The organism is Bacillus sp. RCC_6_1, assembly GCF_041360755.1.
GTDB lineage: Bacteria > Bacillota > Bacilli > Bacillales > Bacillaceae_G > Bacillus_A > Bacillus_A cereus.
Map to the genome: position 1 here is coordinate 648,289 of NZ_JBFUPV010000001.1, position 22,201 is coordinate 670,489.

Below are 22,201 nucleotides of genomic sequence, written 5' to 3' on the forward strand. Positions count from 1 at the left end.
ATCTATTCCCCTTCCCGCTTTAAACTACCCTCTGGTAAACAAACGATAAACTTACATCCTCTTTTATTTTCTCGGCCTTCTAATCTCACTTCTCCGCCTAGCTCTGTTACCATTTCATTTATGTAAGAAAGCCCAATACCAGTTGACGGTGTTCCCGTTTGATCATACTTAGAAGTAAATCCTGGCTTAAATACTAATTTCTTATATTTTTGTGCAATACCAGGTCCATCGTCAATTACTTCAAAAAATATATGTTGTTCTCTTTTATATAGCTTAATAATAATGACACCTTTATCTTCAATTGCTTCAACTGCATTTGCAGCGAGGTTATTAAAAATTGATAGAACTGTATACACGTGGTATGCAGCATGCTCACCTTCTATATGTTTAGAAAAACGTATATCCTTTTCTAGCATTTCAGCATACTTCTCGTTTATTCTAACAATCATTTCTGCTAACTCATGTCCTTCTACATATTCAGCCACATTTTTATCTAATAACAGTTTAGATAATCCTGCAAATATCCTTTGATTATCCTTTTTTATTTCATGCACTTCCCCCGCTATTTTCAATGCTGTTTTACTACTTGAATCAGCGCTTACTTGTAAATTTCGATATAGTTGATATGCTTCTTGTGTAATTAACTCCGCATTTTGTAACGTCTTTTTCAAATGAACAGATTCCACATATAAATTAGAAAGATGCATTAACATATTTTCATTTTCTTTTCGAACTTGCGATTCTTTTAATTTCGTTTCATATAAATTCATCATATTTAAAAAACCAAGTGCAAAGAAACTACGAAAAATAGCAATAATGATGAGTTTATTTACTTCAGAAATCGTTATTGTTGTACCTAGTACTAACATGTGATAAAACGCAAGTTCTGACATACTTGCAACAATTTCAATTGAAATCCCAAGGCATCCAATAATGATTGGTTTCTGATGGAACTTATTTACCCTGCAAAGCGAAAAAAAACTGCCATAAATAAAATAATAGAAGAACACAGGATAACGCAAATAAAATGATTCTGTCATATGAAATGAACCTTGCATGATCCAGTCAAGACATACTCGGAATAAGACTACAGATATACCAACAAGAATACCTGCAACTCCTGCTGGTACTCTTCTTAAAAATAATAATAAAAAGAAGAATAGCGGTGTACCGAAGCTAACTCGAAACGTATCATTAAAGGGATGAAAGTTCAGCTCCCCAGCAATCGGAACAACGACCATTAATATAATTAAAAGGGACATATCTTTCTTCCATAATTGATTCCAATTCAAAGGTGACACTTCCTATACTTTTTTTCAGTAGTAAAAGCGAAAGCCCGCTTATTGTTATAAACGGGCTTTTTTTCTATATTCTAACCTTTTCTACCGCTTTTATTTGGCGATACTCTGGCTTCCACATTGCTTCTTTCACTGCCATCTTGATATCGTTATCACTTAAGTTCACTCTTGCAACACCTTCTGCAACTGCAACTTTAGCTACTTCAATTGCAACCATTTCTGAGATATTACGTAATTCTTCGACCTCTGGTAAAATAGGTGCTCCTGGCTGACTTGTATCTACCATACTTGCAACTGCCTCAGCAGCTGCTGCGAACATTCCATCCGTCATGACACTTGCTCGTACTACAATTGTTCCAAGACCAAGACCTGGGAAAATAAGTGCATTATTTGATTGTCCAATCACATACGTTACACCGTTATATGTAACTGGTTCAAATGGACTTCCTGTTGCAACTAACGCTCTTCCTTCTGTCCACTCGATTAAATCTGCTGGTTTTGCTTCAGCAAGTGGCGTCGGATTCGACATTGGTAAAATAATTGGTCTTTCTACGTGAGAAGCCATTTCTTTAATAATCTCTTCTTTAAATGCACCTGCAACAGTAGATGTACCAATTAAAATTGTCGGTTTTACATGTTTCACAACTTCAGCAAGTCCGATCACATCATTTTCTTTCCACTCACTTACTTCTGCTTCTTTTCTTGCGTACGGAATTTGGAAATCAAGAAGATCTTCCATATTATCTGTAACTAACCCGTTACGATCAATACACCAGAAACGCTTATATGATTCTTCTTCAGATACGCCTACGCGGACCATCGCATCTCTAACTTGATCTGCGATACCGATTCCAGCCGTACCAGCACCAAATACAACAACGCGGTGTTCACTTAGCGGTACACCAGAAGCTTTCACTGCCGATAATACTGCCGCAAGTGAAACTGCACCTGTACCTTGAATATCATCATTAAACGTACAAACATCATGACGATATTTATCTAAAATTTTTCGTGCGTTACGAGAGCTAAAGTCTTCCCAATGTAAAAGTGCTTTCGGGAATTGTTTGTTTACCGCTTGTACAAACGTATCAATAAATTCATCGTAAGCTTCACCTGTTATACGAGGGTGACGATTTCCAATATAAAATGGATTGTTTAATAACTCCTCACGGTTTGTACCTACATCTAAAATTACCGGTAATACACGACTAGGATCGATTCCAACTGCAGCAGTGTAAACAGCTAATTTTCCGATTGCGATGTTAATACCACCAACGCCCCAGTCACCAATTCCTAATATGCCTTCTCCATCTGTTACAACGACTAAATCAATGTTCTCAGCTGTTGCACCGATATTCGTGAATGCTTCTTCAATACCTGATGGATCGTTAATTGATAAATAAACACCACGTGGTTTACGATATTCATGACTATATCTTTGAATTGCTACACCGACAGTTGGTGTATATACAATCGGTAACATTTCACGTAAATGATCTGTTAATATACGATAAAATAATACTTCATTTCGATCATGTAACGCAGTTAAGTATACATTCTTTAATAAATCATCCGGCTGAGAACTAAATTGTTCGTATGCTCGGCGTGCCTGTTCTTCTAACGTTAAAACCGCTGGCGGTAATAACCCTTTTAAACCTAACTCTTCTCTTTCATTTTGTGTGAAAGCTACCCCTTTATTTAAAAGTGGTGTTGATAATACTTCTGCTCCTCTTAATGTTGTTTCTAATGCACCATTAGAAGCTACTGTAAACTTGCTCATAACATCCCTACCTCTATTCATATATAGCATTTCTATATTGTAAACAAAAAAGAGGGGATTGTCCCCCTCTTCTTTTAATTTTTCTTTAAAAGAGTTGCTCCTGCAATCCCTGGGTGTGTCATTTCGAATGGATCTAGAATTAACTCTAAGTCTTCTTGTGACAATACACCATTTTTCACACAAAGTTCTCGAACGGATTGGCCTGTTGCAATTGCTTCTTTCGCAACGCGAGCTGCTGCTTCATAACCGATATGAGGGTTCACGGCTGTAATAATTCCTACACTTTTCTCAACATACTCTTTTAAGCGATCTTCATTCGCTTCAATTCCTTTTAAGCAATTATCTGTAAAGGCACGGAAACCGTTATTCATAATGCTAATCGATTGAAGTAAGTTGAAAACAAGTACTGGTTCCATAACGTTTAATTCTAATTGTCCTGCTTCTGAAGCAAGGCAAATTGTATGGTCATTACCAATTACTTGGAACGCAATTTGATTAATTACCTCTGGCATAACAGGGTTTACTTTCCCTGGCATAATAGATGAACCTGGTTGACGAGCTGGTAACATAATTTCCGCTAAACCAACACGCGGACCTGATGCCATTAAGCGAAGGTCATTCGCAATTTTAGACATATTCATCATACATACTTTAAGCGCTGCAGATACTTCAGTATAAGCATCCGTATTTTGCGTCGCATCTACTAAATCTTCTGCACCAACAAGCGGTAATTCACTAATTGCAGCTAAATGTTTTACAACTGCTTCAATATATTCTGGATCTGCATTTAAGCCTGTACCAACTGCAGTTGCCCCCATATTTACTTCATATAAATGTTGACGCGATTGTTGAATTCGTTTCATATCACGTTCAAGTACACGAGAGTATGCTTTAAACTCTTGTCCAAGACGAATTGGCACCGCATCTTGTAAATGTGTACGACCCATTTTAATAACATGGTCAAACTGTTCTGCTTTTAATTCAAATACATCATGCATATAACCCATCGTTTGTAATAAGCCTTCTAATGCATTTAACGTTGCGATATGAATCGCCGTTGGGAATGCATCATTTGTTGATTGCGCCATGTTCACATGACTATTTGGACTAATATAATGATAGTCTCCCTTTTCCATTCCTAATAATTCAAGAGCACGATTGGCAATGACTTCATTTGCATTCATGTTCATTGAAGTACCTGCTCCGCCTTGGATTGGATCTACAATGAAATGATCATGCCATTTTCCATCAAGAATTTCTTGAGCAGCTTCTGCGATCGCACCGCCCTTGTTTAATTCCAATCTTCCTACATCTGTATTCGCAAGCGCTGCAGCTTTTTTTACAACTGCGAACGCTTTAATTAAACCTTCATGGATTTTGTATCCTGTAATTGGGAAGTTTTCAACTGCACGCATTGTTTGTACGCCGTAGTATGCATAGTTTGGTACTTCTTTTTCACCTAAAAAATCTTTTTCAATTCGAACACCATTTTTAACTTCAGTTAATGTTGCCATGATTATTCACTCCTTAACGATTTCTTATGCTGCTTTTGTTTCTTTGACTGTTTCTACATATTGTTTTGCTTTCTCATTATCGAATTCGCCTTCCCACTTCGACATAACAATGGCCGCTAATGCATTTCCTAATACATTGACAGATGAGCGAATCATATCTAAAATGCGGTCAATTCCCGCAATTAATGCGATACCTTCTAGTGGTAACCCCATTGAACCTAACGTTGCTAATACAACAACGAACGATGCACCTGGAACTCCCGCCATACCTTTGGATGTTAACATGAGAACGAATAATAACGTTATTTGCTCCGTTAGTGACATGTGCACACCGTACATTTGTGCAACAAACAATGCCGCTAACGCTTGATAAATAGCCGATCCAGTCAAGTTAAATGTATAACCTGTCGGAATTACGAAAGAGGCAACTGCCTTTGGACAACCGAACTCTTCCATTTTTCTCATTATATTAGGTAAAACAGCTTCTGAACTTGCTGTCGTAAATGAAAGAATCAATTCTTCTTTTAAAATTTTTATTAATGTAAAAATGTTTACTCCAACCATTCGTGCATTAATACCTAATACAATCACAACGAATAGTATAACAGTTACGTATACAGCTAGCACTAGTTTTCCTAGCGGAAGTAGTGTTGCTACACCAAATTTTGCAACCGTAACGGCAATTAATGCGAATACACCAAATGGTGCAAATTTCATAACTTGATTTGTAACCCAAAACATGGCTTCGAGTACGCCTTCAAAAAAGTTAAAGACAGGTTTTCCTTTTTCCCCAATTGCCGCAACTCCTAAGCCGAATAATACTGAGAAGAATATAATCGGCAATAGGTCACCTTGTGCAATCGATTCAAATACGTTTTTCGGTACAATGTGAACAATTGTCTCAGCGAAACCTTTCTTCTCTGTTGCATCTGCAGTTTGTTTATAAGAAGAAATATCACTTTGCTGTAAATTACTCATATCAACACCAGTACCTGGTTGGAATATATTCGCTGCAAGTAATCCCATTAGAATAGCAATCGTCGTAATAATTTCGAAATAAAGAATTGTCTTACCACCCAGTTTCCCAAGCTTCTTCATATCTCCTACACCAGCTACTGCAACAATTAATGCTGAAATAACAATTGGTACTACAATCATCTTAATTAAGTGAATAAATATATCCCCAATTGGTGTGATATAAGAAATCGCCGTTTTATTGCCATAAAAGACTGCCCCTACTACAATCCCTAAAACAAGCGCGACAAAAATTTGTGTTGCCAATCCGAATTTTTTCATTTATGTTCATCCCCTTCATGCGAACGCTTTCAATTTGAATTTATAAAAGCTACTCACACATCTTATAAGCGAACCTACAAAATCATACAAAAACCTACAAGTTCGTCACAAAAAATTCAAATATTTTTCTTCTTTTTTTCATTGACACCATTTTGTTAAAAAACGATAAAATAAACTTGATAAGTAATCAGATTGTTTCGTATAATCAAAAAGATATATACTTAAAACAAATCAAAATGAAAAGGAGTGGATGTTATGAAAAACTATACAAAGCAATTCGTCCTATCTTCTTCTTTTCTTTTTCATTTTCTTAAAAAGGAACAAAGGCATTCGCCTTTGTTCCTTTTTTATTGCGATCTATATAGGGGGAATTGTTATGAGGCCATATAAACGTGTCTTAATTAAATTAAGCGGCGGTGCACTTGCCGATCAAACTGGAAATAGCTTTAACTCCAAACGATTAGAACATATCGCAAACGAAATTTTATCCATTGTTGATTTAGGTATCGAAGTATCCATCGTCATCGGTGGCGGTAACATTTTTAGGGGGCATCTAGCTGAAGAGTGGGGAATTGATCGCGTAGAAGCTGATAATATCGGTACACTAGGTACAATCATTAACAGCTTAATGCTTCGCGGTGTTTTAACAAGTAAAACAAATAGAGAAGTACGCGTTATGACGTCCATTCCATTTAATGCAGTAGCTGAACCATACATTCGCTTACGTGCAGTCCACCATTTAGATAACGGCTATATCGTTATCTTTGGAGGCGGAAACGGGCAACCGTTCGTGACAACAGATTATCCAAGTGTACAAAGAGCCATCGAAATGAATAGTGATGCCATATTAGTCGCAAAACAAGGTGTCGACGGTGTTTTTACAAGTGATCCAAAGCATAACAAATCAGCAAAAATGTACAGCAAACTAAACTATAATGATGTCGTTAGACAAAATATACAAGTCATGGATCAAGCGGCATTACTGCTTGCCCGGGACTACAATTTACCAGCACATGTCTTTAACTTTGATGAGCCTGGAGTGATGAAAAAAATATGTTTAGGTGAACATGTGGGGACGTTGATTAATGATGATGTTACGATGCTGGTGCATGAAAAATAATGATTTCCCACCAAAAAGGGTGCCTTTTGTAGGCACCCTTTCCTAATCCATCATCACAAATAGAACTCAACCAATCCCGCCACTTTCTCCTTACAACGCTCCCAAAAAGATAACTTTTCAAAAAACTCTTTCGTCATTTCTTTCGAATCATGAAAATCCTCTGTTAACGCCTTATTAACTTGTCCTACAATAGGACCACCATAAATATAAAAATTCATTTCATCATTTATATTGAAGCTACGCGAAGTAAAGTTTGTTGTACCAATAACGGTTAATTCATTATCAATAAGCATTAATTTGCCATGGAACATTCCTTTTTTATACCCATATACAGTAATCCCATTATTAACAGCTTGACGTATGTATGGATACGCCGCTTCTTTTATAAGAGGTAGATCTGGTTTATATGACCAAAGTATTTTTACTGTAACACCACGCTTTTGTGCTGCGATTAAAGCATTCATGGACTCTTTATTTTTTGCTATAAAATACGGCGTTGCAATTACAATGGAGTGCTGAGCTTGTTTTATGAGCTCTATATATTTTTCAGCAACGTAATGCCCATTGTAACTAGTCATAGTATGTAATGTATTCCCTTTACTAGCTTTATTCGTACTCCTCTTTATCTCTTCTTTCGTATCTCGTTTCCAATCTAAAGCGAATTGCTGTTCTAAATCTTTTGCTCCTTCTCCTTTAAGCCGTACATGATAATCACGCCAATATCCAAATCGCTTATCTTTCCCTAAGTACTCATCTCCTATATTAAATCCGCCTGTATAGCCAATATCCCCATCAATCGTCGTAATACGGCGATGATTACGATGGTGAAGTGAATAAAATCCGAATGGCAATGCAGGTTTTCTACTATATGTAAAATGCACACCACTTTCCCGCAATTCATTTATCATCTTTCTTTCAAATGATAAATCATTAATGCGATCAACTGATAAATAGACGTTTACTCCTTCTTTTGCCTTCTCTTTTAATAAGTTTAAAAAAGTATGACTACTTTTATCATCCGACAAAATGAAGAAATAAGTGTAGATGGAGCTTTTCGCTTTTTTAATATCTTCAAATAGCTGCTCATATAATGATTCCCCTTCTACATATAATTGAAAATCACTATAATGAGGCGCATACTCTGTCGGCATGTTTTTTCCAGCTTCCATTTTCCTACCTAAGGTAACATCGATATGCATACAAATTAAAATAAAAACGAAAATAGCAATAATAATAGAAGTAACTCTTAATATTTTTTTTATCATTTTGGTTTCCTTCCAATCATATTCCTTACTATTTCGTAGTGTTTCATTTAAATATGTTTTCATACGAAATGTATTTCTTATTTTTATTGATACTGAACAGTTAAAGGAGATACGAATATGAGAAAAGGAAAAACTCCTATTGTTTTTATCCCAGGTCTTTTCGGTTCAATGAGCAATATTATTATTCCCGGCACTGGTAATTGGAGTTTTGGACTTTCTGCATTTGTTTACGAACCATTCATCATGATGCTAGAAAGTATGGGGTACGAACGAAATAAAGACTTGTTCATCTGTTTTTATGACTGGCGGCAGCGTATTGTTCTTTCTACACAAAAATATTTATTACAAACGATTGCTTATGCTAAAAAGATTACAGGTTGCGATAAACTAAATTTAATTTGTCATAGTATGGGCGGCCTTCTTGGACGTTCTTACGTTCAAAGTGACGAATATAAAAATGATGTGAATCAACTTATAATACTCTGCACACCAAACGCTGGATCTCCACCAAATTATAGTTATTGGACTGGAGGCAGTCTCCCTATCCATGCCTCTTCTAAAATAAATATCGTTCATTTTTATATGGAACAATATATTTGTTACTTAAGCATCTTACATAAAATCAATAAAGTTGAGGCGATACACATTTACTTTCCAGGATTACAAGATGTTATTCCTTGTAAAGATTACGGAAATTATTTATTTATAAAATCCGACTCTTCTATTACATTTCTTCCTTATAGTAAGATGAAAATGAAAAAACCTTTCCTCGATATATTAAATACAAATAGATTTATTATACAAAAAAGAAATATTGAAACGACACTCATTGCCGGAGATGGAGAGGAAACAACTCAATATTTACAAGTCGTCCCTTCACATTCCAAACTGAAATGGACAGACGGCAAAGTCGTCGGTGATTTACTTACAAAACATGGTGACGGTAACGCTGTTCTACATAGCGTTTTTCTTCTAGAGGGAAATAAATATGTTTTGCATGCTTCACATAACGAAGTGCTCTACAAAAGCATTCCTATACTACAAAAGATACTCTAAGTTTCAAACAAAAAAGGTATGGCATTAAGCCACACCTTTTCACATTAAACAAAATTTCTCGCGTCATTATTTCTTCCAAACTTATAAATAGCAATTAAGAAGAATGCAATTGCGAAAGCGAATAAAATTAAAATGTTTAAATACAACTCCGAGAATGGTATTCCCTGCTGTAGTTTTGATATCGTATCTAACAACCAGCGCTGCGGAAGAAAATTAGCTACTTTTTGTACTGCACTTGGCATAATGTCATATGGGAAATAACATCCAGCAAGTAAGCATGTTGGTACAATGATCATATTTTGCATCGCATTTGCCGATGCTGAGTTTTTCGAAAAAGCTACAAGGACTAATGATATTCCAATTGCGATTAATGCAAATAGCATTAGTACGCCCATCATCACTATGAAAGGCATATTGATATTCGTATGAAAAACATTCGTTAGGAATAGGATTGTAATCAAAATTTGTACTGTTAGTATTATCATATTTACTCCGACATTAGATAATATAAACTTCTTCCCATCTATCGGCGTTGATAATAGTCTAAAGTACGTTCTATTCTCTTTTTCTTTTAAAATATGACCTGATAAGTTCGCTGCTGAAAACAGCATAAACATAATAAGGTAACCCATCGTTTGATTTGTCATATCTTTATTTTTCGAAGTATCTTCTAGCGTCTCAGTTTTCATTTTAAATGAACTTTTTTGATACCCTGCGTACATATTGTCGAATGTGCTTTGATCTGTTCCGGCTACTTTACTAATAGCTGCTATATTATCAATATAATTATATAAATATGATTTTATAAATCCTGTTACTTGATCACCTTTAATCGATGAAATTTCAATATGCTCTGGTTTCCCTTCTCGAACACTTTTTGAAAAACCAGAATCTAATGTAATAACTCCATCAAGTTTTTTGGAAGTGAGTTTATCTTCTATTTGAGACTCCTTAACCTTACTCACATTCACATGATTTAATCCTTCTAAAAACTTTATCGTATCATTTGCTATCGGCTCATTTTCTTTATTTACAATCCCGATATTTAACGTTCCTTGCCCTGCATTTCCGTATATCGAGAAGGAAATGAGCGTCCCTATTATCGGCAAGCTAATTATAATTAGTAAACTTTTTTTATTTTTCAAAAGCACAGATAACGTTTTTTGTATGAGCCATAAAATATCCTTCATACTATAGCCCCTCCCGTCTACGTAATGCAATAATTGCAATTAATAAAAAGAGTGCTGAAATTCCAATGTTTAAAGAAATGACTGGTAGTGCTGCCCCTACATCATTTGCATAAATAATTTTCATAACAGCTGTATTTGCCCAAGTTAATGGCGATAAATTCGTAACGAAATTTTCTTCTACTACGAAATATGCACCTCCAAAAATAGAAGCTAATTGCACAACAACCATAATAATTGCCCTAGACGCTTCAGCTGTTTTCGTGATATATCCGATTCCTAAACCGAAGCTAATTGCTAGAAAGACTTGTGTTAATAAAATAAGAAATATGATTCCAAGATGGTCGCCCCAATTCGCTTGAAAAACAAATTTACTAAATAACATGACGAGTAATATGCACAGGGCATTTGCTACTAGGCTACCAAGTACTTTTCCAATGAATATTTCAGCTTTACTTATAGGTGCAGCAATGAGACGATCTCCTGTTTTACGTATTCGTTCTCCTCGAATTAAAGAACTCGCTCCCATCGCAGCATACAGTGCAATCATCGTTGTCATTACAACCGCGTAGTAATCCATAGAACCTGGTTTTTTCGCAGCTTGTAAAGATGTTTCTTTTATATAATCATTATGGTTTCCGTTTGAAATAACTGTGCTCACCTTAGTAGGATCTACTTTTGCAACTTCGACCGCTACATTGTACTTATCAACAAATGTTGTAAGCATTCCTTCCACAATACTCCCCTCAATACTACTTTTGTCACTTCCGTAAAATTTTGCACCACCTTTATTTAACTCTACATAAGCAGCATATTTATTTTTCTTCACTTCTTCTTTCCCATCTATACTGCCGGAAGCTTTTTTAAAATGAATACCTGATTTATCCACTTCTTTCGTAAATGCTGCAAATGATTGAGAAAACGTGCTACTCGCTTCATCTTTATATAGCACTTGTATATCTTTAATCGAATGACTATCACTATTAAATGCGTTGGTTAACGCTGTTCCTAACACAAGCATAAGTACAATCGGAAATGCTAACATAAAAACTAAAGTTCTTACGTCTCTGAAATCTCTTTTAATATGCATAATTGCAATATTGAAGATGTTCAATTGATGAACCTCCCTTTACCTTTTCTTCATTTACCTTTTATTTATCTCGTAAGTTTCTTCCGGTTAACGTAAGAAATACTGTTTCTAAGTTTGGAGCCTGCTCCTCTAACGAACGAATTTCAATGTCATGATTAATGAAATGCTGAATAATTTGATTTAAATTATTTAATCCTGCATCCGAGTTTACCTTGATTACGTTCTCTTCAATTTGAACAGCTTTCACACCGTTTATCTCTTTTAACTTTTCTACATCTAAATTTTCTACTGACTTCACTTCAATCCAAATATCTTTCGTATCTGTAATAATCGCTTTTAACTGTTCTTTCGTACCTTCTGCAATCACTTTACCGTGGTCGACAATTGCGATTTTCGTACAAATCTCTTCTACTTCTTCCATGTAGTGGCTCGTGTAAATAATAGTGCTTCCCATTTCATTTAACTTCCGGACAGACTGAAGAATATAGTTTCTTGACTGCGGATCAATTCCAACTGTCGGTTCATCCATAATAATTAACTTCGGTCTATGTGCAATTGCACAAGCAATATTCAATCTTCGTTTCATCCCGCCAGAAAAGTTTTTCGGATAACTTTTATGTTTATCGCTAAGCCCCACAAATTGCAGTGCTTCCTCCACTCTCGCTTTTAGCTCAACTCCTCTTAATCCGTACAACCCAGCAAAGAATTTCACATTTTCATAGGCAGTTAACTCTTCATAAATCGCAATATCTTGCGGAACGATACCGATATTCATCTTCGCAAATCGGTTATGTTTCTTTATATTTTTTCCTAGTATGCTAATTTCGCCTTCATTACTTCTTAACAAACCAGCAATCATATTAATCGTTGTACTCTTACCAGCACCATTCGATCCTAAAAAGCCAAATATTTCTCCTTCTTTAATAGATAAAGACATATTATCAACTGCGATGAAATCACCAAATTTTTTCGTTAAATTTTTAATTTCTAATGTATTCATCATTTCACCCCTATTTCGGTTTCTCTGCTTTTAGTATAAACAAAAAGAATGAACCTGCTCAGTGCAGAAGTTCATTCTTTTCACATGAGATTATTCACTTTTTTCATATGAGATGATTCATCCTCATATCGGCAACAACATTGTTACTGCAAAACCACTTGTTCCATCTACAATAATTTTTCCGTTTACTGACGCTGTTCGCTCCTCCATCCCCATAATCCCGAGACCTTTCTTAACGAGAACCGCACCTTTTCCGTTATCCTTCACTTGTACTTTCACCATCTTGTTAAGTACATGAATATCAATTGAGATGACTGTCGCATCAGCATACTTCATCGCGTTCGTTAATGCCTCCATAACATTTTCACCAATAATTTTCCACTGTATCGGAGAAATCATATCTAAGTTCCCTTTATAAACGAAAGGAATATTCACATCATTCTTACCGGCAAATTCCTCTATGAATAATTTCATACGATGAATACCAATTTGCTCAGTTGGTGGCTTCATATTTTTCAATGTAATGCGAATACTTTCAATTCCATCTTTTGAAATGTGAATTGCATTTTGTAATAACTCCGCAGATTTTTCTTTATCTATTTCCATTAACCTCTTTGCTGCCTCCATTTGAATAAGTGCACCCGTCATCGAGTGACCAATTTTATCATGAATTTCTTGCGATAACCGATTTCTCTCTTCTAGCTTAAATGTGTATTCAGATTGTCTTATGTACTCTTTATTTTCATGTAAGCTTTTCGTAAGTCGTTGCATATCTTTTCGCATCTTATCATTTTGCGATTCAAGCTTTACTACACGCGATATATATCGATCTGCAATAGTTAAAACGAGAAAAGAAAATGCAACAATTAATCCATAAGTCATTCGAATACTTTCATCTGCAATCGTAATTGGGAGCATCATAACGACAAAGCTTGGCCAATTCTTTTCTATGTAATAGAATGTAATTTCGTATAAGTTCAAAGGTAAAAACAAAATAAAAAATGGATGAACCCTCCATGTAAATAACATAACTATGCCAATGGATATACAGATTAATATTTTTTTATACGTATCTTTTTTAAATATAGAAATCATTACGTTTACAGAAAGGTAAATAAGTAAAGTAAATATAACCCACGGTAAATTTGCTACATTTGCGTAAATATAACTGAACACAATATATAAAAAGACAATTAATTTACTTACAGTTAACCAAAATTCCATATCATTAATCTACTTTCCCTGTTAAGTAATAAATCGCAATTTGTGTGCGATGTTCAAGTCCAGTTTTCCCTAAAACTGACGTAATATAATTTGCAATTGTTCCCTCAGATATAAAAAGCTGTTTCGAAATTTCTTTATTTGAGAAACCTTTTGCAATTAATGCGATAATACTAAGCTCCCTTTCTGTGAAAAGGCTCTTATCAATTTTACATTCTTCCTCTTTACTTTCCATTAAATTAGACTTAATTTTATCGAGGACAACATCTTGCATAACAGTTTGACCGTTATATACTCCTTTTATCGCATCACGAATACGCTCCGGATCGTTATTTTTTAATAAATAACCTTTCGCTCCGTTTTTTACTGCATCCAAAATATATTCATCATCATCAAACGTCGTTAAAATAAGCGGTTTTGTTTTCGTCTCTTCACAAATGAACTTCGTCGCCTCTACACCGTTCATATTTGGCATACGAACATCTAAAAGAGCAATATCAACTTCATGCTTTTTACAATACGCTACAGCTTCTTCCCCATCATTTACAGTATCTACTACTTCAAACTCTTCGTATGTATTTAAAATAATTTTCATGCCTTCTCTAATAAAAGAGTTATCATCTGCTATTAATATTTTAATTTTCATGTTTGTTAGTATGGACCTTTCCCTACTAACATTCACATCCTTTCTCCGTGTAACATTTCCTACTTGCTCATTATATACTTCTCTTTACCATTTTTTCACACCTTTTTTCATCTAGCTCTCCCGCAAAAAATATATTATTCTTTTTTTACAAAATGTGTAGGGTGACTTATCATTCTTTACGTCTATATAATAGAATGCGTCAAAAAGGAGGGAGAGACCGATTGAGGAAAAACAATTAATTGAAAAAGCACAGCAAGGAAGCGAGCATGCTTTTCGTATCCTTGTACAAACATATCGTCATTATATTTTTCAAGTTATCTTTTCTATTTTAAGACATGAAGAAGATTCGAAAGATGTTACACAAGAAGTATTCGTAAAAATTCACACCTCTCTCCCAAATTATCAATTTCGCGGATTAAAAACGTGGATGGCACGTATTGCCACCAATCACGCTATTGATTATAAGAGAAAGAAAGCTAGAGAAAGTGAAGAACTCTCCTTATGTAAAGAAGCTGAGGAAAATATACAGTCCTCTCATAATATTGAGGCTTTATTATTGACGAAAGAGCAAAAATTACTCATTGCTCAAAAACTGCGAGAACTTCCCGAAAATTACCGTGACGTTGTTCTCGCACATTACTTAGAAGAAAAGAGCTATCAAGAAATTGCTTTACAGGAAAACATCGAAGTAAAAACAGTCGAAATGAAACTGTATCGAGCACGAAAATGGATTAAAAAACATTGGAAGGAGGAAGAGTTTCTATGATGCATTATTCAAAAGAAGATTGGCGCAATTATACATTAGATTTTATAGAAAGTAATGAACGTGAATCTATGGAAGAACATCTTTATGAATGTGATCATTGTTTAGCACTTTATATGGAAAGTATTGATGAACAACATGAAAACCTTCCAATGATAAATGATGATTCATTTACGAACGAAGTTATGACGCAAATTAATTTTGAAACACTACAGTCTAATGAAAATATAAAAACAACCTCACTAAAGCGCACGATCATTCATTACATAATTGCGACTGCGGCTACAATTATTTTTATGGTAAGTGGTTTATTTCAGTATATTTTTACAGCGACATCAAATTTAGAGAAATCTTCAAAACATAACGAGTCTTCTATTTCACAACAAATTGTAAACAAATCGGTAGACACATCGAAAAAGGACGGAGGTTCAAAGCATGAATAAAAATCCCTTTTTAGCACTTGTATTAGGGCTAATTCCTGGGCTTGGACATTTATACTTAAAAAAGCTAGGACGGTTTATTTTATATAGCGGGGGATCACTATTTCTATTCTCCTTTGCAGTATTTTGTACCATAGTAGTAAGAGAACGTGATATTGCTTTTCTTTCTCTATTTTTACTAGCTGTTCTATGGGTAATTAACTTACTAGATTTAGTTATCACCATTATAAACCAAACGAAAAAGCAAGAAGCTGGAGAAGTGATAAATTCCTCTAAAGAGAGCGAACGATTTTATATCATTCTCTTATCCATCATCCCTGGACTTGGCCATTTCCAATTAGGACTTATGCAACGCGGACTTACATTTTTAGTAGCTTGCACAGGAATCGGAAGTATGATCATTTTCGTTGCACTTTTAACATCGCAAGAAAGTTTTCTTATCTTCCTTATTACGTTACCTGTTTTATGGATTTATAATTTCTTTGACGTTGTTCAGCAACTACAGAAAAAAGAACGTGGCGAGCAATTAATTGACCGTACTATTTTCGAAGATTTTGAAGAACATCGAGAGCAGGGAAAGAAAAGTAAAACATTTGCTTCTATTTTAGCAATGTTCCCTGGAGCAGGTCATATGTATTTAGGCTTACAACGCCGTGGTCTTCAGCTTATGGCAGCCTTCTTACTATCTATTTATTTACTCGACTTATTAAGACTTTCTGCGTTTTTATTTTTAGTACCAATCATTTGGTTCTATAGCTTTTTTGATGCGTTACAGCAAACAGCAAAATACGGAAAAGAACGAGTTCAAGACGAACCCATTATCGATTATTTTATAAATCATCAAAGATGGATCGGTATCGGATTAATTACACTCGGTGGTTATTATTTATTAAATCAAACAGTCCTTCCTATTTTGAATGATTATTTTGTAACTATATTTAATATTCATCTTAGTGAACTATATTATCGCTATTTCCAAACATCTATCGTTGCGCTCCTTTTAATTGGCGGCGGCTTTAAATTGTTACTTGGAAATAAAGAAAACAAAGGTGGGACAAGCGAATGAGGACTTGGCGTGTTGGAACATTCTCAATGGGGCTTTCTATTATATCGTTAGGATGCTTTTTACTATTTTCAGTCGTAAAAGGAATTCAAGTATTAGATACACTAACTGCATGGTGGCCAGTTTTACTCATCATACTTGGAGCCGAAGTTTTACTATACCTTCTATTTTCTAAGAAGGAACAATCATTTATTAAATATGATATTTTTAGTATTTTCTTTATCGGCGTTTTAGGAAGCGTCGGAATTGCTTTTTACTGTTTATTATCAACTGGATTACTAGAAGAAGTTCGTCACTCTATTAACACAACGAGGCAAACGAGTAATATTCCAGACGGACAATTTGATATACCTGAATCTATCAAAAAAATCGTAGTAGATGCAGGACATCAGCCTCTAACGATAGAGGGAAATAATACAAATCAAATTCATCTTTTGGGAACTTATGAAATGACAACGAAAGCAAATGAAAAACTCAATTTAAAACGAGATGATTTCCTTTCAGTTCAAACGGCTGGAGAAACGATGTATATCACTTTAAAATCTTTACCTGTTCAGCATACATTATTTAATTCAGCACCACAGGTGAAACCAACGCTTGTTCTTCCGCAAAATAAAAATGTGGAAATCCGTGCTTCAAATAACGAACTATCTCTTTATCCAGGTCAATTACAAAATAATTGGTTTGTACAGGAAAGCTCAAGAGTGTCTGTCCATCTTGCAAAAGAAAGTGATGTATCTTTAACAGCAGTAACGAATCAAAAAGAAACACATGGAAGTACACCTTGGGAACAAGTAGAAGATTTAACGAAAAACGAAAATACTTCTTCAGAAGAACATCCAGAATTAAACAACCAAGAACATTGGTATAAAAATTCGATTAAAACTGGAAATGGGACGTACAAGTTAAATATTGAGAAAGCTTATAATTTGAATATGAGTGTTCTCGAAAAATAAAAAACCTTCCGCAATTGCGGAAGGTTTTTCTCATATAATCGCTTTAATTCCTTCTAACACTAATCCAATCATAAATCCGCAAACCGCCCCGTTCACTCGGATCCACTGTAAATCTTTACCGACGTTATTTTCAATCATTTCGATTAACGTCTTATCATCTAACTTATCAAGGTTTTCTTGTACAAGCTTACCAATTTTCGAATGGTTCTTTTCCACAAGTGTGACAACTTGCTTTTGTAACCACTTCTCTATTTTTTGAACAGTTTGTTCATCTTCTTTTATTTTATTCATTTGTTTTTGTAAAAATGGAATAACATATTTATCAGCAAATTCTTCATTATTTACAAAAGCAACTGCTCTTTGCTGTACTTGCTCTAGCATCTCTTTTATTTTGTCAGTAGCATTCCAATTCGCAATCCACTTTTCTTTCCAATTTTCTAATTCCTGTAATAAGGCTTCATTTTCTTTTACATTGATAATTTCTTGACGAATCTTCGCTAATATAAGTTGTCTTGTGCTATTATCAGCCTCTTGTAAGCTGTTAATATTACTAATGATAAACTTCTGCAAAATGCCGCCAATCTTATCTTCATCTACAATATTCATAAATGATTTCAAAGTAAACTGCAAGAATCCATCTACTTTTATATTTTCCATCGCCTTCATACCTAAGCTACCGAGCTGGTAACGAGCTTCATCTTGCGCTGTCCAATCTTTTACCTTCACTAATATGTAATCAAGTGTCTTTTCATCATATTCTTGCACAACTAATTGATCAACAAGCACTTGTAAAATGTTATTTGTATTAATTGTATGTAAATACGTCTTTAATTCTTTTTCAATAATAACCGCTAATTTTTCTGTATCGATTGAAACAATCGCCTTCTCAGCAATCGTTACAATGCCTTTTTTCACAGCATCAGACTGCATTTCTCTCTCAGCAATTTGCAGTATCATTTGTGCTAACTGCATCTCTTTTACTTTATTCGTAATACTTTCTTTCGTCAGCCATTCATTTTCTAACGTATTGATGAGCCCTTTCGTTACCCGTTTACGGTTTTTAGGTAACAAAGCTGTATGCGGAATTGGTATTCCCATCGGATGACGGAATAAAGCAGTAACCGCGAACCAATCTGCAAGCCCGCCAACCAATCCAGCTTCAAATCCCCCTTGTATAATCTCTCCTGCTACCGTTCCTTGAAAAGGGATAGAAGCCGCAAAGCCGACACCCATAACCCCAAGCGAAATACCCGCTATATATTTAGTCTGTAATGACATCGTATACACATCCTCTTATTATGTAAAATAAAGCTTTTTTGTTGTATTTATTCAATATTAGTTATCCTTTATATATACTATAAAGAACTATTGTGAAAATAACAAAGATTTTTATGTACATGAAAAAATGAGGCTACAACTAGCCTCATTTTTCTTATATCGTTAATTCCAAACCTTTCCTATAATATTCATTCATTACATCTTTAGGAACCATACTTCCACCCGTTCCCCACACAATATGAGTACCTTTTTTCAACTTCTCTGTTAACTGTTGCTTTTGTAAATACTCATCTTCTTTACATACTTTCACTGGCCCAATCATACCTGCTAGTGCAGAAGGCTCTAAATAAATATTCTCCGTGTCAGCTAGTTCTTTTAACAATCTATATAACTCTTCATCGCTTACTGTGTAATTCCCACTCAAAAATGGTTCCATCGTTTTACCGACAAATCCAGACGGTCTTCCTACCGCTAGTCCGTCCGCGTCTGTTACATTATCAATCCCGATATCTTGAACAGCAATTTTATCATGAAGTCCTGTCATTAAACCGAGTAACATACATGGAGAGTGCGTAGGCTCCGCAAAGAAGCAGTGCACGTTGTCTTTATACAATAACTTTAAACCAAATGCGACGCCGCCAGGTCCGCCTCCTACTCCGCACGGAAGGTAAACGAATAAAGGATGATTTTCATCTACTACAATCTCTAACTCTTCTAATTGCTTTTGTAATCGCGATGCTGCTACTCCGTATCCTAAAAATAAATCATGGGAGTTTTCATCATCTACAAAATAACAGCTAGGATCGGCATCTGCTTGCTGACGCCCCTCTTCTACTGCTTTACTATAATCAGCTTCATACTCAATAACGTTTACACCTTTACTTCTTAATAAATCTTTTTTCCATTGTTTCGCATCTGCTGACATATGAACCGTTACGTTAAAACCTAGTTTCGCACTCATAATCCCAATGCTTAGCCCTAAATTTCCTGTTGAACCGACCGCAATTGAATATTTGGCAAAAAACTCTCTACATGTATCACTATCTAAAATGGAATAATCATCTTCTTCTGTTAACATACCATGCTGCAATGCTAGTTGTTCAGCATGTTTCAACACTTCATAAATGCCGCCCCTAGCTTTAATTGATCCTGATATCGGAAGATGACTATCACATTTTAATAATAATTCTCCTAAAATAGGTTGCTTGTAATTTGTCTCTAAAGCTTCTTTCATAGAAGGTATTTTCACTAAAGATGATTCGATTATGCCGTTCGTCCCTTTCGTTTCAGGAAAAACTTTCGCAATATATGGTGCAAAACGCTTTAATCTCTCTTCCGCATCTTTTACATTCTCTTCATTCAATGGTGTATCTTTTATTGCTGTTGCATACTTTTCTATGTTTGGATTTATCCAAAATACTTCTTCTGTTGCAATAAGTTTATTCACTAATGGGTATTCTGCTTGTAATGCCCCTATTTCTTTCATTTTGTTTCCTCCTTATATCCTTGTAGCTCACCATATAATAAATTATAATTAAATTAATTTTAATATAGTTTAACACAAATCGTTAACTTTAGTTAATTTTAATTTAATTTATTTAAATATAATTTAATAACCCTTAAGGAGATTTTCATTATGGAAAATATAGATATTGGTAAAAAAATTGAAAACCAAAGAAAAGAAAAAGGTTTAACTAGTAAAGAACTAGCAAAGATGGCCGATATTACACCATCTATGTTAAGTCAAATTGAGCGTGGGTCCGCTAACCCTTCTATTCAAACATTAAAAGTGCTTGCTAAAGCTCTTGATGTGCCAACATTTAGCTTTTTACTTGAAGATACAAATACAGACGATTTAATTGTACGTTCCCATAAACGAAAGAAAATGATTATCGATAATTTATCATATGAAATGCTTTCACCTGATTTCACTGGAAATTTAGCAACAGCAATTATGACCGTCCCGCCTAATACAGCTTCATCAGAAAATGTGCTAGAACATAAAGGAGAAGAATTAGCATTTGTCTTAGATGGGAAAATCACATTATATTTAAACGAGGAAGAATACGTATTAGAAACTGGCGACAGTGTAAAGATACCTGCTTATTTGAAACATAAATGGGTGAATCATTTTGAGAAAAATGCGATAGTCTTATTTTCTGTTACTCCGCCGATTTTTTAATGTATAAATAAAAACAGGTTACTTCTTATGAACTACACCTCCAATTGTTAGACACAGTCTAACAATTGGAGGTGTAGTTTTTTTATAACTAAATTTACTTCAGAAAACAAAATGAATGCAGCAATACATTATCAAGATGGAAGTGAGAGTATAAAAGATATTGCGAAATCATTGAGAGCGAATCACGACGTGGTTCGAATATGTATAAAACAATTTGAATATCATGGAATCCGAGCATTTGAAAAAGGCTATACAACGTATTTTGTACAGTATAAACTAGGCTTACCAAATTATATGTTCGAAAATGGGACGTCTCCAAACGAAACGGCAGTTATTTTTAATATTTCTTCATCTGGACTTATTAGAAAATGGCGTATTCAGCTACGTCAAAAAGGAGTAGACGCCCTTAAATCTAAGAAAAAGGGGCGTCAGTCTATGACTAAGGACAATCAAAAATCAATTAAGAAAGAAAGAAAGAAAGAAAGAAACAAACACAAACAGAAGAGTCAGTAGAAGCATTACAAGCTGAATTGGAGCGTTTGCGTATGGAGAATGCTTATTTAAAAAAGTTCAACGAATTGTGAAAAAGTTAGGTTTAAAGAGCCTAGTTCGTATGAAAAAATATCGCTCTTATAAAGGGAAAGTAGGTAAGATTACGCCAAATATTTTAGAACGTAACTTTAAGGCTAAAAAGCCAAACGAAAAATGAGTTACAGACATAACAGAATTTAAATTATGCGGCGAGAAGCTCTACTTATCACCGATGCTAGATCTATTTAATTGAGAGATAATCGCTTATACAATTGATTCAAGACCAACCTATTCACTTGTATCAAAGATGTTACGATAATGCGATTATTGAAAGTTTCTTTGGTATTATGAAATCTGAATTTCTTTATCTAAAAGATTTTGAAAGCATAGAACATTTTAAATAAGAATTTGAAAAATATATCGATTATTATAATCACAAACGAATTAAGGCAAAATTAAAAGGCATGAGCCCGGTACAATATCGAACTCATGCCCTAAAAGCTGCCTAATGAAAC

The 22,201-nt window shown here is 34.7% G+C and carries 20 protein-coding genes and 1 pseudogene; 9 read left to right on the forward strand and 12 right to left on the reverse strand.

Going from position 1 to position 22,201, the window contains the following annotated elements; genetic code table 11:
• Positions 1–2: 2 nt before the first annotated feature.
• The 4 genes from AB6801_RS03185 to AB6801_RS03200 form a co-directional block, all read right to left on the reverse strand.
• Positions 3–1,301, reverse strand: a complete 1,299-nt coding sequence (locus AB6801_RS03185) for a sensor histidine kinase (protein WP_097998996.1) — start codon at positions 1,299–1,301, stop codon at positions 3–5.
• Positions 1,302–1,365: 64 nt separating this feature from the next.
• Complete coding sequence (malS, locus tag AB6801_RS03190; RefSeq protein WP_016109742.1) at positions 1,366–3,078, reverse strand: oxaloacetate-decarboxylating malate dehydrogenase; 1,713 nt, start codon at positions 3,076–3,078, stop codon at positions 1,366–1,368.
• 74 nt (positions 3,079–3,152) lie between these two features.
• The gene (gene aspA / locus AB6801_RS03195) at positions 3,153–4,592 is read right to left on the reverse strand and encodes an aspartate ammonia-lyase (RefSeq protein WP_000224190.1); all 1,440 of its coding nucleotides are present in this window, start codon (positions 4,590–4,592) and stop codon (positions 3,153–3,155) included.
• 24 nt (positions 4,593–4,616) lie between these two features.
• The gene (locus AB6801_RS03200; protein WP_000713291.1) at positions 4,617–5,888 is read right to left on the reverse strand and encodes a cation:dicarboxylate symporter family transporter; all 1,272 of its coding nucleotides are present in this window, start codon (positions 5,886–5,888) and stop codon (positions 4,617–4,619) included.
• 376 nt (positions 5,889–6,264) lie between these two features.
• On the opposite strand from AB6801_RS03200, the gene pyrH reads away from it, so the two are divergent.
• Positions 6,265–7,008 (forward strand): UMP kinase, encoded by a 744-nt coding sequence (gene pyrH, locus AB6801_RS03205; RefSeq protein WP_001248059.1) that lies wholly within the window; start codon positions 6,265–6,267, stop codon positions 7,006–7,008.
• A gap of 53 nt (positions 7,009–7,061) precedes the next feature.
• Here pyrH and cls read toward each other — a convergent pair whose 3' ends face one another.
• Positions 7,062–8,273: a cardiolipin synthase gene (cls, locus tag AB6801_RS03210; protein ID WP_097999176.1), complete on the reverse strand. Its 1,212-nt coding sequence runs from the start codon at positions 8,271–8,273 to the stop codon at positions 7,062–7,064.
• Positions 8,274–8,390: 117 nt separating this feature from the next.
• Between cls and AB6801_RS03215 the strand changes: the two genes are divergently transcribed.
• Positions 8,391–9,329 (forward strand): esterase/lipase family protein, encoded by a 939-nt coding sequence (locus AB6801_RS03215; RefSeq protein ID WP_097999175.1) that lies wholly within the window; start codon positions 8,391–8,393, stop codon positions 9,327–9,329.
• 44 nt (positions 9,330–9,373) lie between these two features.
• Here the strand turns inward: AB6801_RS03215 and AB6801_RS03220 are convergent, their stop codons facing one another.
• The 5 genes from AB6801_RS03220 to AB6801_RS03240 all read right to left on the reverse strand — a co-directional run bounded on the left by AB6801_RS03220 (position 9,374) and on the right by AB6801_RS03240 (position 14,473).
• On the reverse strand, positions 9,374–10,519 hold the full coding sequence (locus tag AB6801_RS03220; RefSeq protein WP_058839107.1) for an ABC transporter permease: 1,146 nt from the start codon (positions 10,517–10,519) through the stop codon (positions 9,374–9,376).
• 1 nt (position 10,520) lies between these two features.
• Complete coding sequence (locus AB6801_RS03225; RefSeq protein WP_097999174.1) at positions 10,521–11,630, reverse strand: ABC transporter permease; 1,110 nt, start codon at positions 11,628–11,630, stop codon at positions 10,521–10,523.
• A 37-nt stretch (positions 11,631–11,667) separates the two neighbouring features.
• Positions 11,668–12,606 carry an ABC transporter ATP-binding protein gene (locus tag AB6801_RS03230; RefSeq protein ID WP_001093830.1) on the reverse strand — a complete coding sequence of 313 codons (939 nt, stop codon included), beginning with the start codon at positions 12,604–12,606 and terminating at the stop codon, positions 11,668–11,670.
• A gap of 123 nt (positions 12,607–12,729) precedes the next feature.
• Positions 12,730–13,830, reverse strand: coding sequence for a sensor histidine kinase (locus tag AB6801_RS03235; protein WP_065704408.1), 1,101 nt, complete (start codon positions 13,828–13,830; stop codon positions 12,730–12,732).
• 4 nt (positions 13,831–13,834) lie between these two features.
• Positions 13,835–14,473, reverse strand: a complete 639-nt coding sequence (locus tag AB6801_RS03240; protein WP_000694093.1) for a response regulator transcription factor — start codon at positions 14,471–14,473, stop codon at positions 13,835–13,837.
• 277 nt (positions 14,474–14,750) lie between these two features.
• Between AB6801_RS03240 and AB6801_RS03245 the strand changes: the two genes are divergently transcribed.
• The 4 genes from AB6801_RS03245 to exsE are packed head-to-tail and all read left to right on the forward strand — an operon-like array spanning position 14,751 to position 17,695.
• The gene (locus tag AB6801_RS03245; protein WP_071686419.1) at positions 14,751–15,239 is read left to right on the forward strand and encodes an RNA polymerase sigma factor; all 489 of its coding nucleotides are present in this window, start codon (positions 14,751–14,753) and stop codon (positions 15,237–15,239) included.
• On the forward strand, positions 15,236–15,679 hold the full coding sequence (locus AB6801_RS03250; protein ID WP_000972351.1) for a hypothetical protein: 444 nt from the start codon (positions 15,236–15,238) through the stop codon (positions 15,677–15,679). Before AB6801_RS03245 ends, AB6801_RS03250 begins: the two co-directional genes overlap by 4 nt.
• A complete protein-coding gene (locus tag AB6801_RS03255) occupies positions 15,672–16,742 on the forward strand; it encodes a hypothetical protein (protein WP_001039124.1) in 1,071 nt (356 codons plus the stop codon). The genes AB6801_RS03250 and AB6801_RS03255 overlap by 8 nt, the downstream gene beginning before the upstream one ends.
• Positions 16,739–17,695: an exosporium protein ExsE gene (gene exsE / locus AB6801_RS03260; protein ID WP_001261427.1), complete on the forward strand. Its 957-nt coding sequence runs from the start codon at positions 16,739–16,741 to the stop codon at positions 17,693–17,695. The genes AB6801_RS03255 and exsE overlap by 4 nt, the downstream gene beginning before the upstream one ends.
• A gap of 30 nt (positions 17,696–17,725) precedes the next feature.
• Here the strand turns inward: exsE and AB6801_RS03265 are convergent, their stop codons facing one another.
• A complete protein-coding gene (locus AB6801_RS03265) occupies positions 17,726–18,973 on the reverse strand; it encodes a DUF445 domain-containing protein (RefSeq protein WP_097999172.1) in 1,248 nt (415 codons plus the stop codon).
• A 154-nt stretch (positions 18,974–19,127) separates the two neighbouring features.
• Complete coding sequence (locus AB6801_RS03270; RefSeq protein WP_053514159.1) at positions 19,128–20,459, reverse strand: D-serine ammonia-lyase; 1,332 nt, start codon at positions 20,457–20,459, stop codon at positions 19,128–19,130.
• Between the two features lie 150 nt (positions 20,460–20,609).
• On the opposite strand from AB6801_RS03270, the gene AB6801_RS03275 reads away from it, so the two are divergent.
• The 3 genes and pseudogenes from AB6801_RS03275 to AB6801_RS31245 all read left to right on the forward strand — a co-directional run.
• Positions 20,610–21,155, forward strand: coding sequence for a helix-turn-helix domain-containing protein (locus AB6801_RS03275; RefSeq protein WP_097999171.1), 546 nt, complete (start codon positions 20,610–20,612; stop codon positions 21,153–21,155).
• Between the two features lie 111 nt (positions 21,156–21,266).
• On the forward strand, positions 21,267–21,668 hold the full coding sequence (locus tag AB6801_RS31240) for a helix-turn-helix domain-containing protein (RefSeq protein ID WP_423249718.1): 402 nt from the start codon (positions 21,267–21,269) through the stop codon (positions 21,666–21,668).
• A gap of 49 nt (positions 21,669–21,717) precedes the next feature.
• A pseudogene (locus AB6801_RS31245) lies at positions 21,718–22,195 on the forward strand (IS3 family transposase); the annotation flags it as partial.
• Positions 22,196–22,201 lie beyond the last annotated feature (6 nt).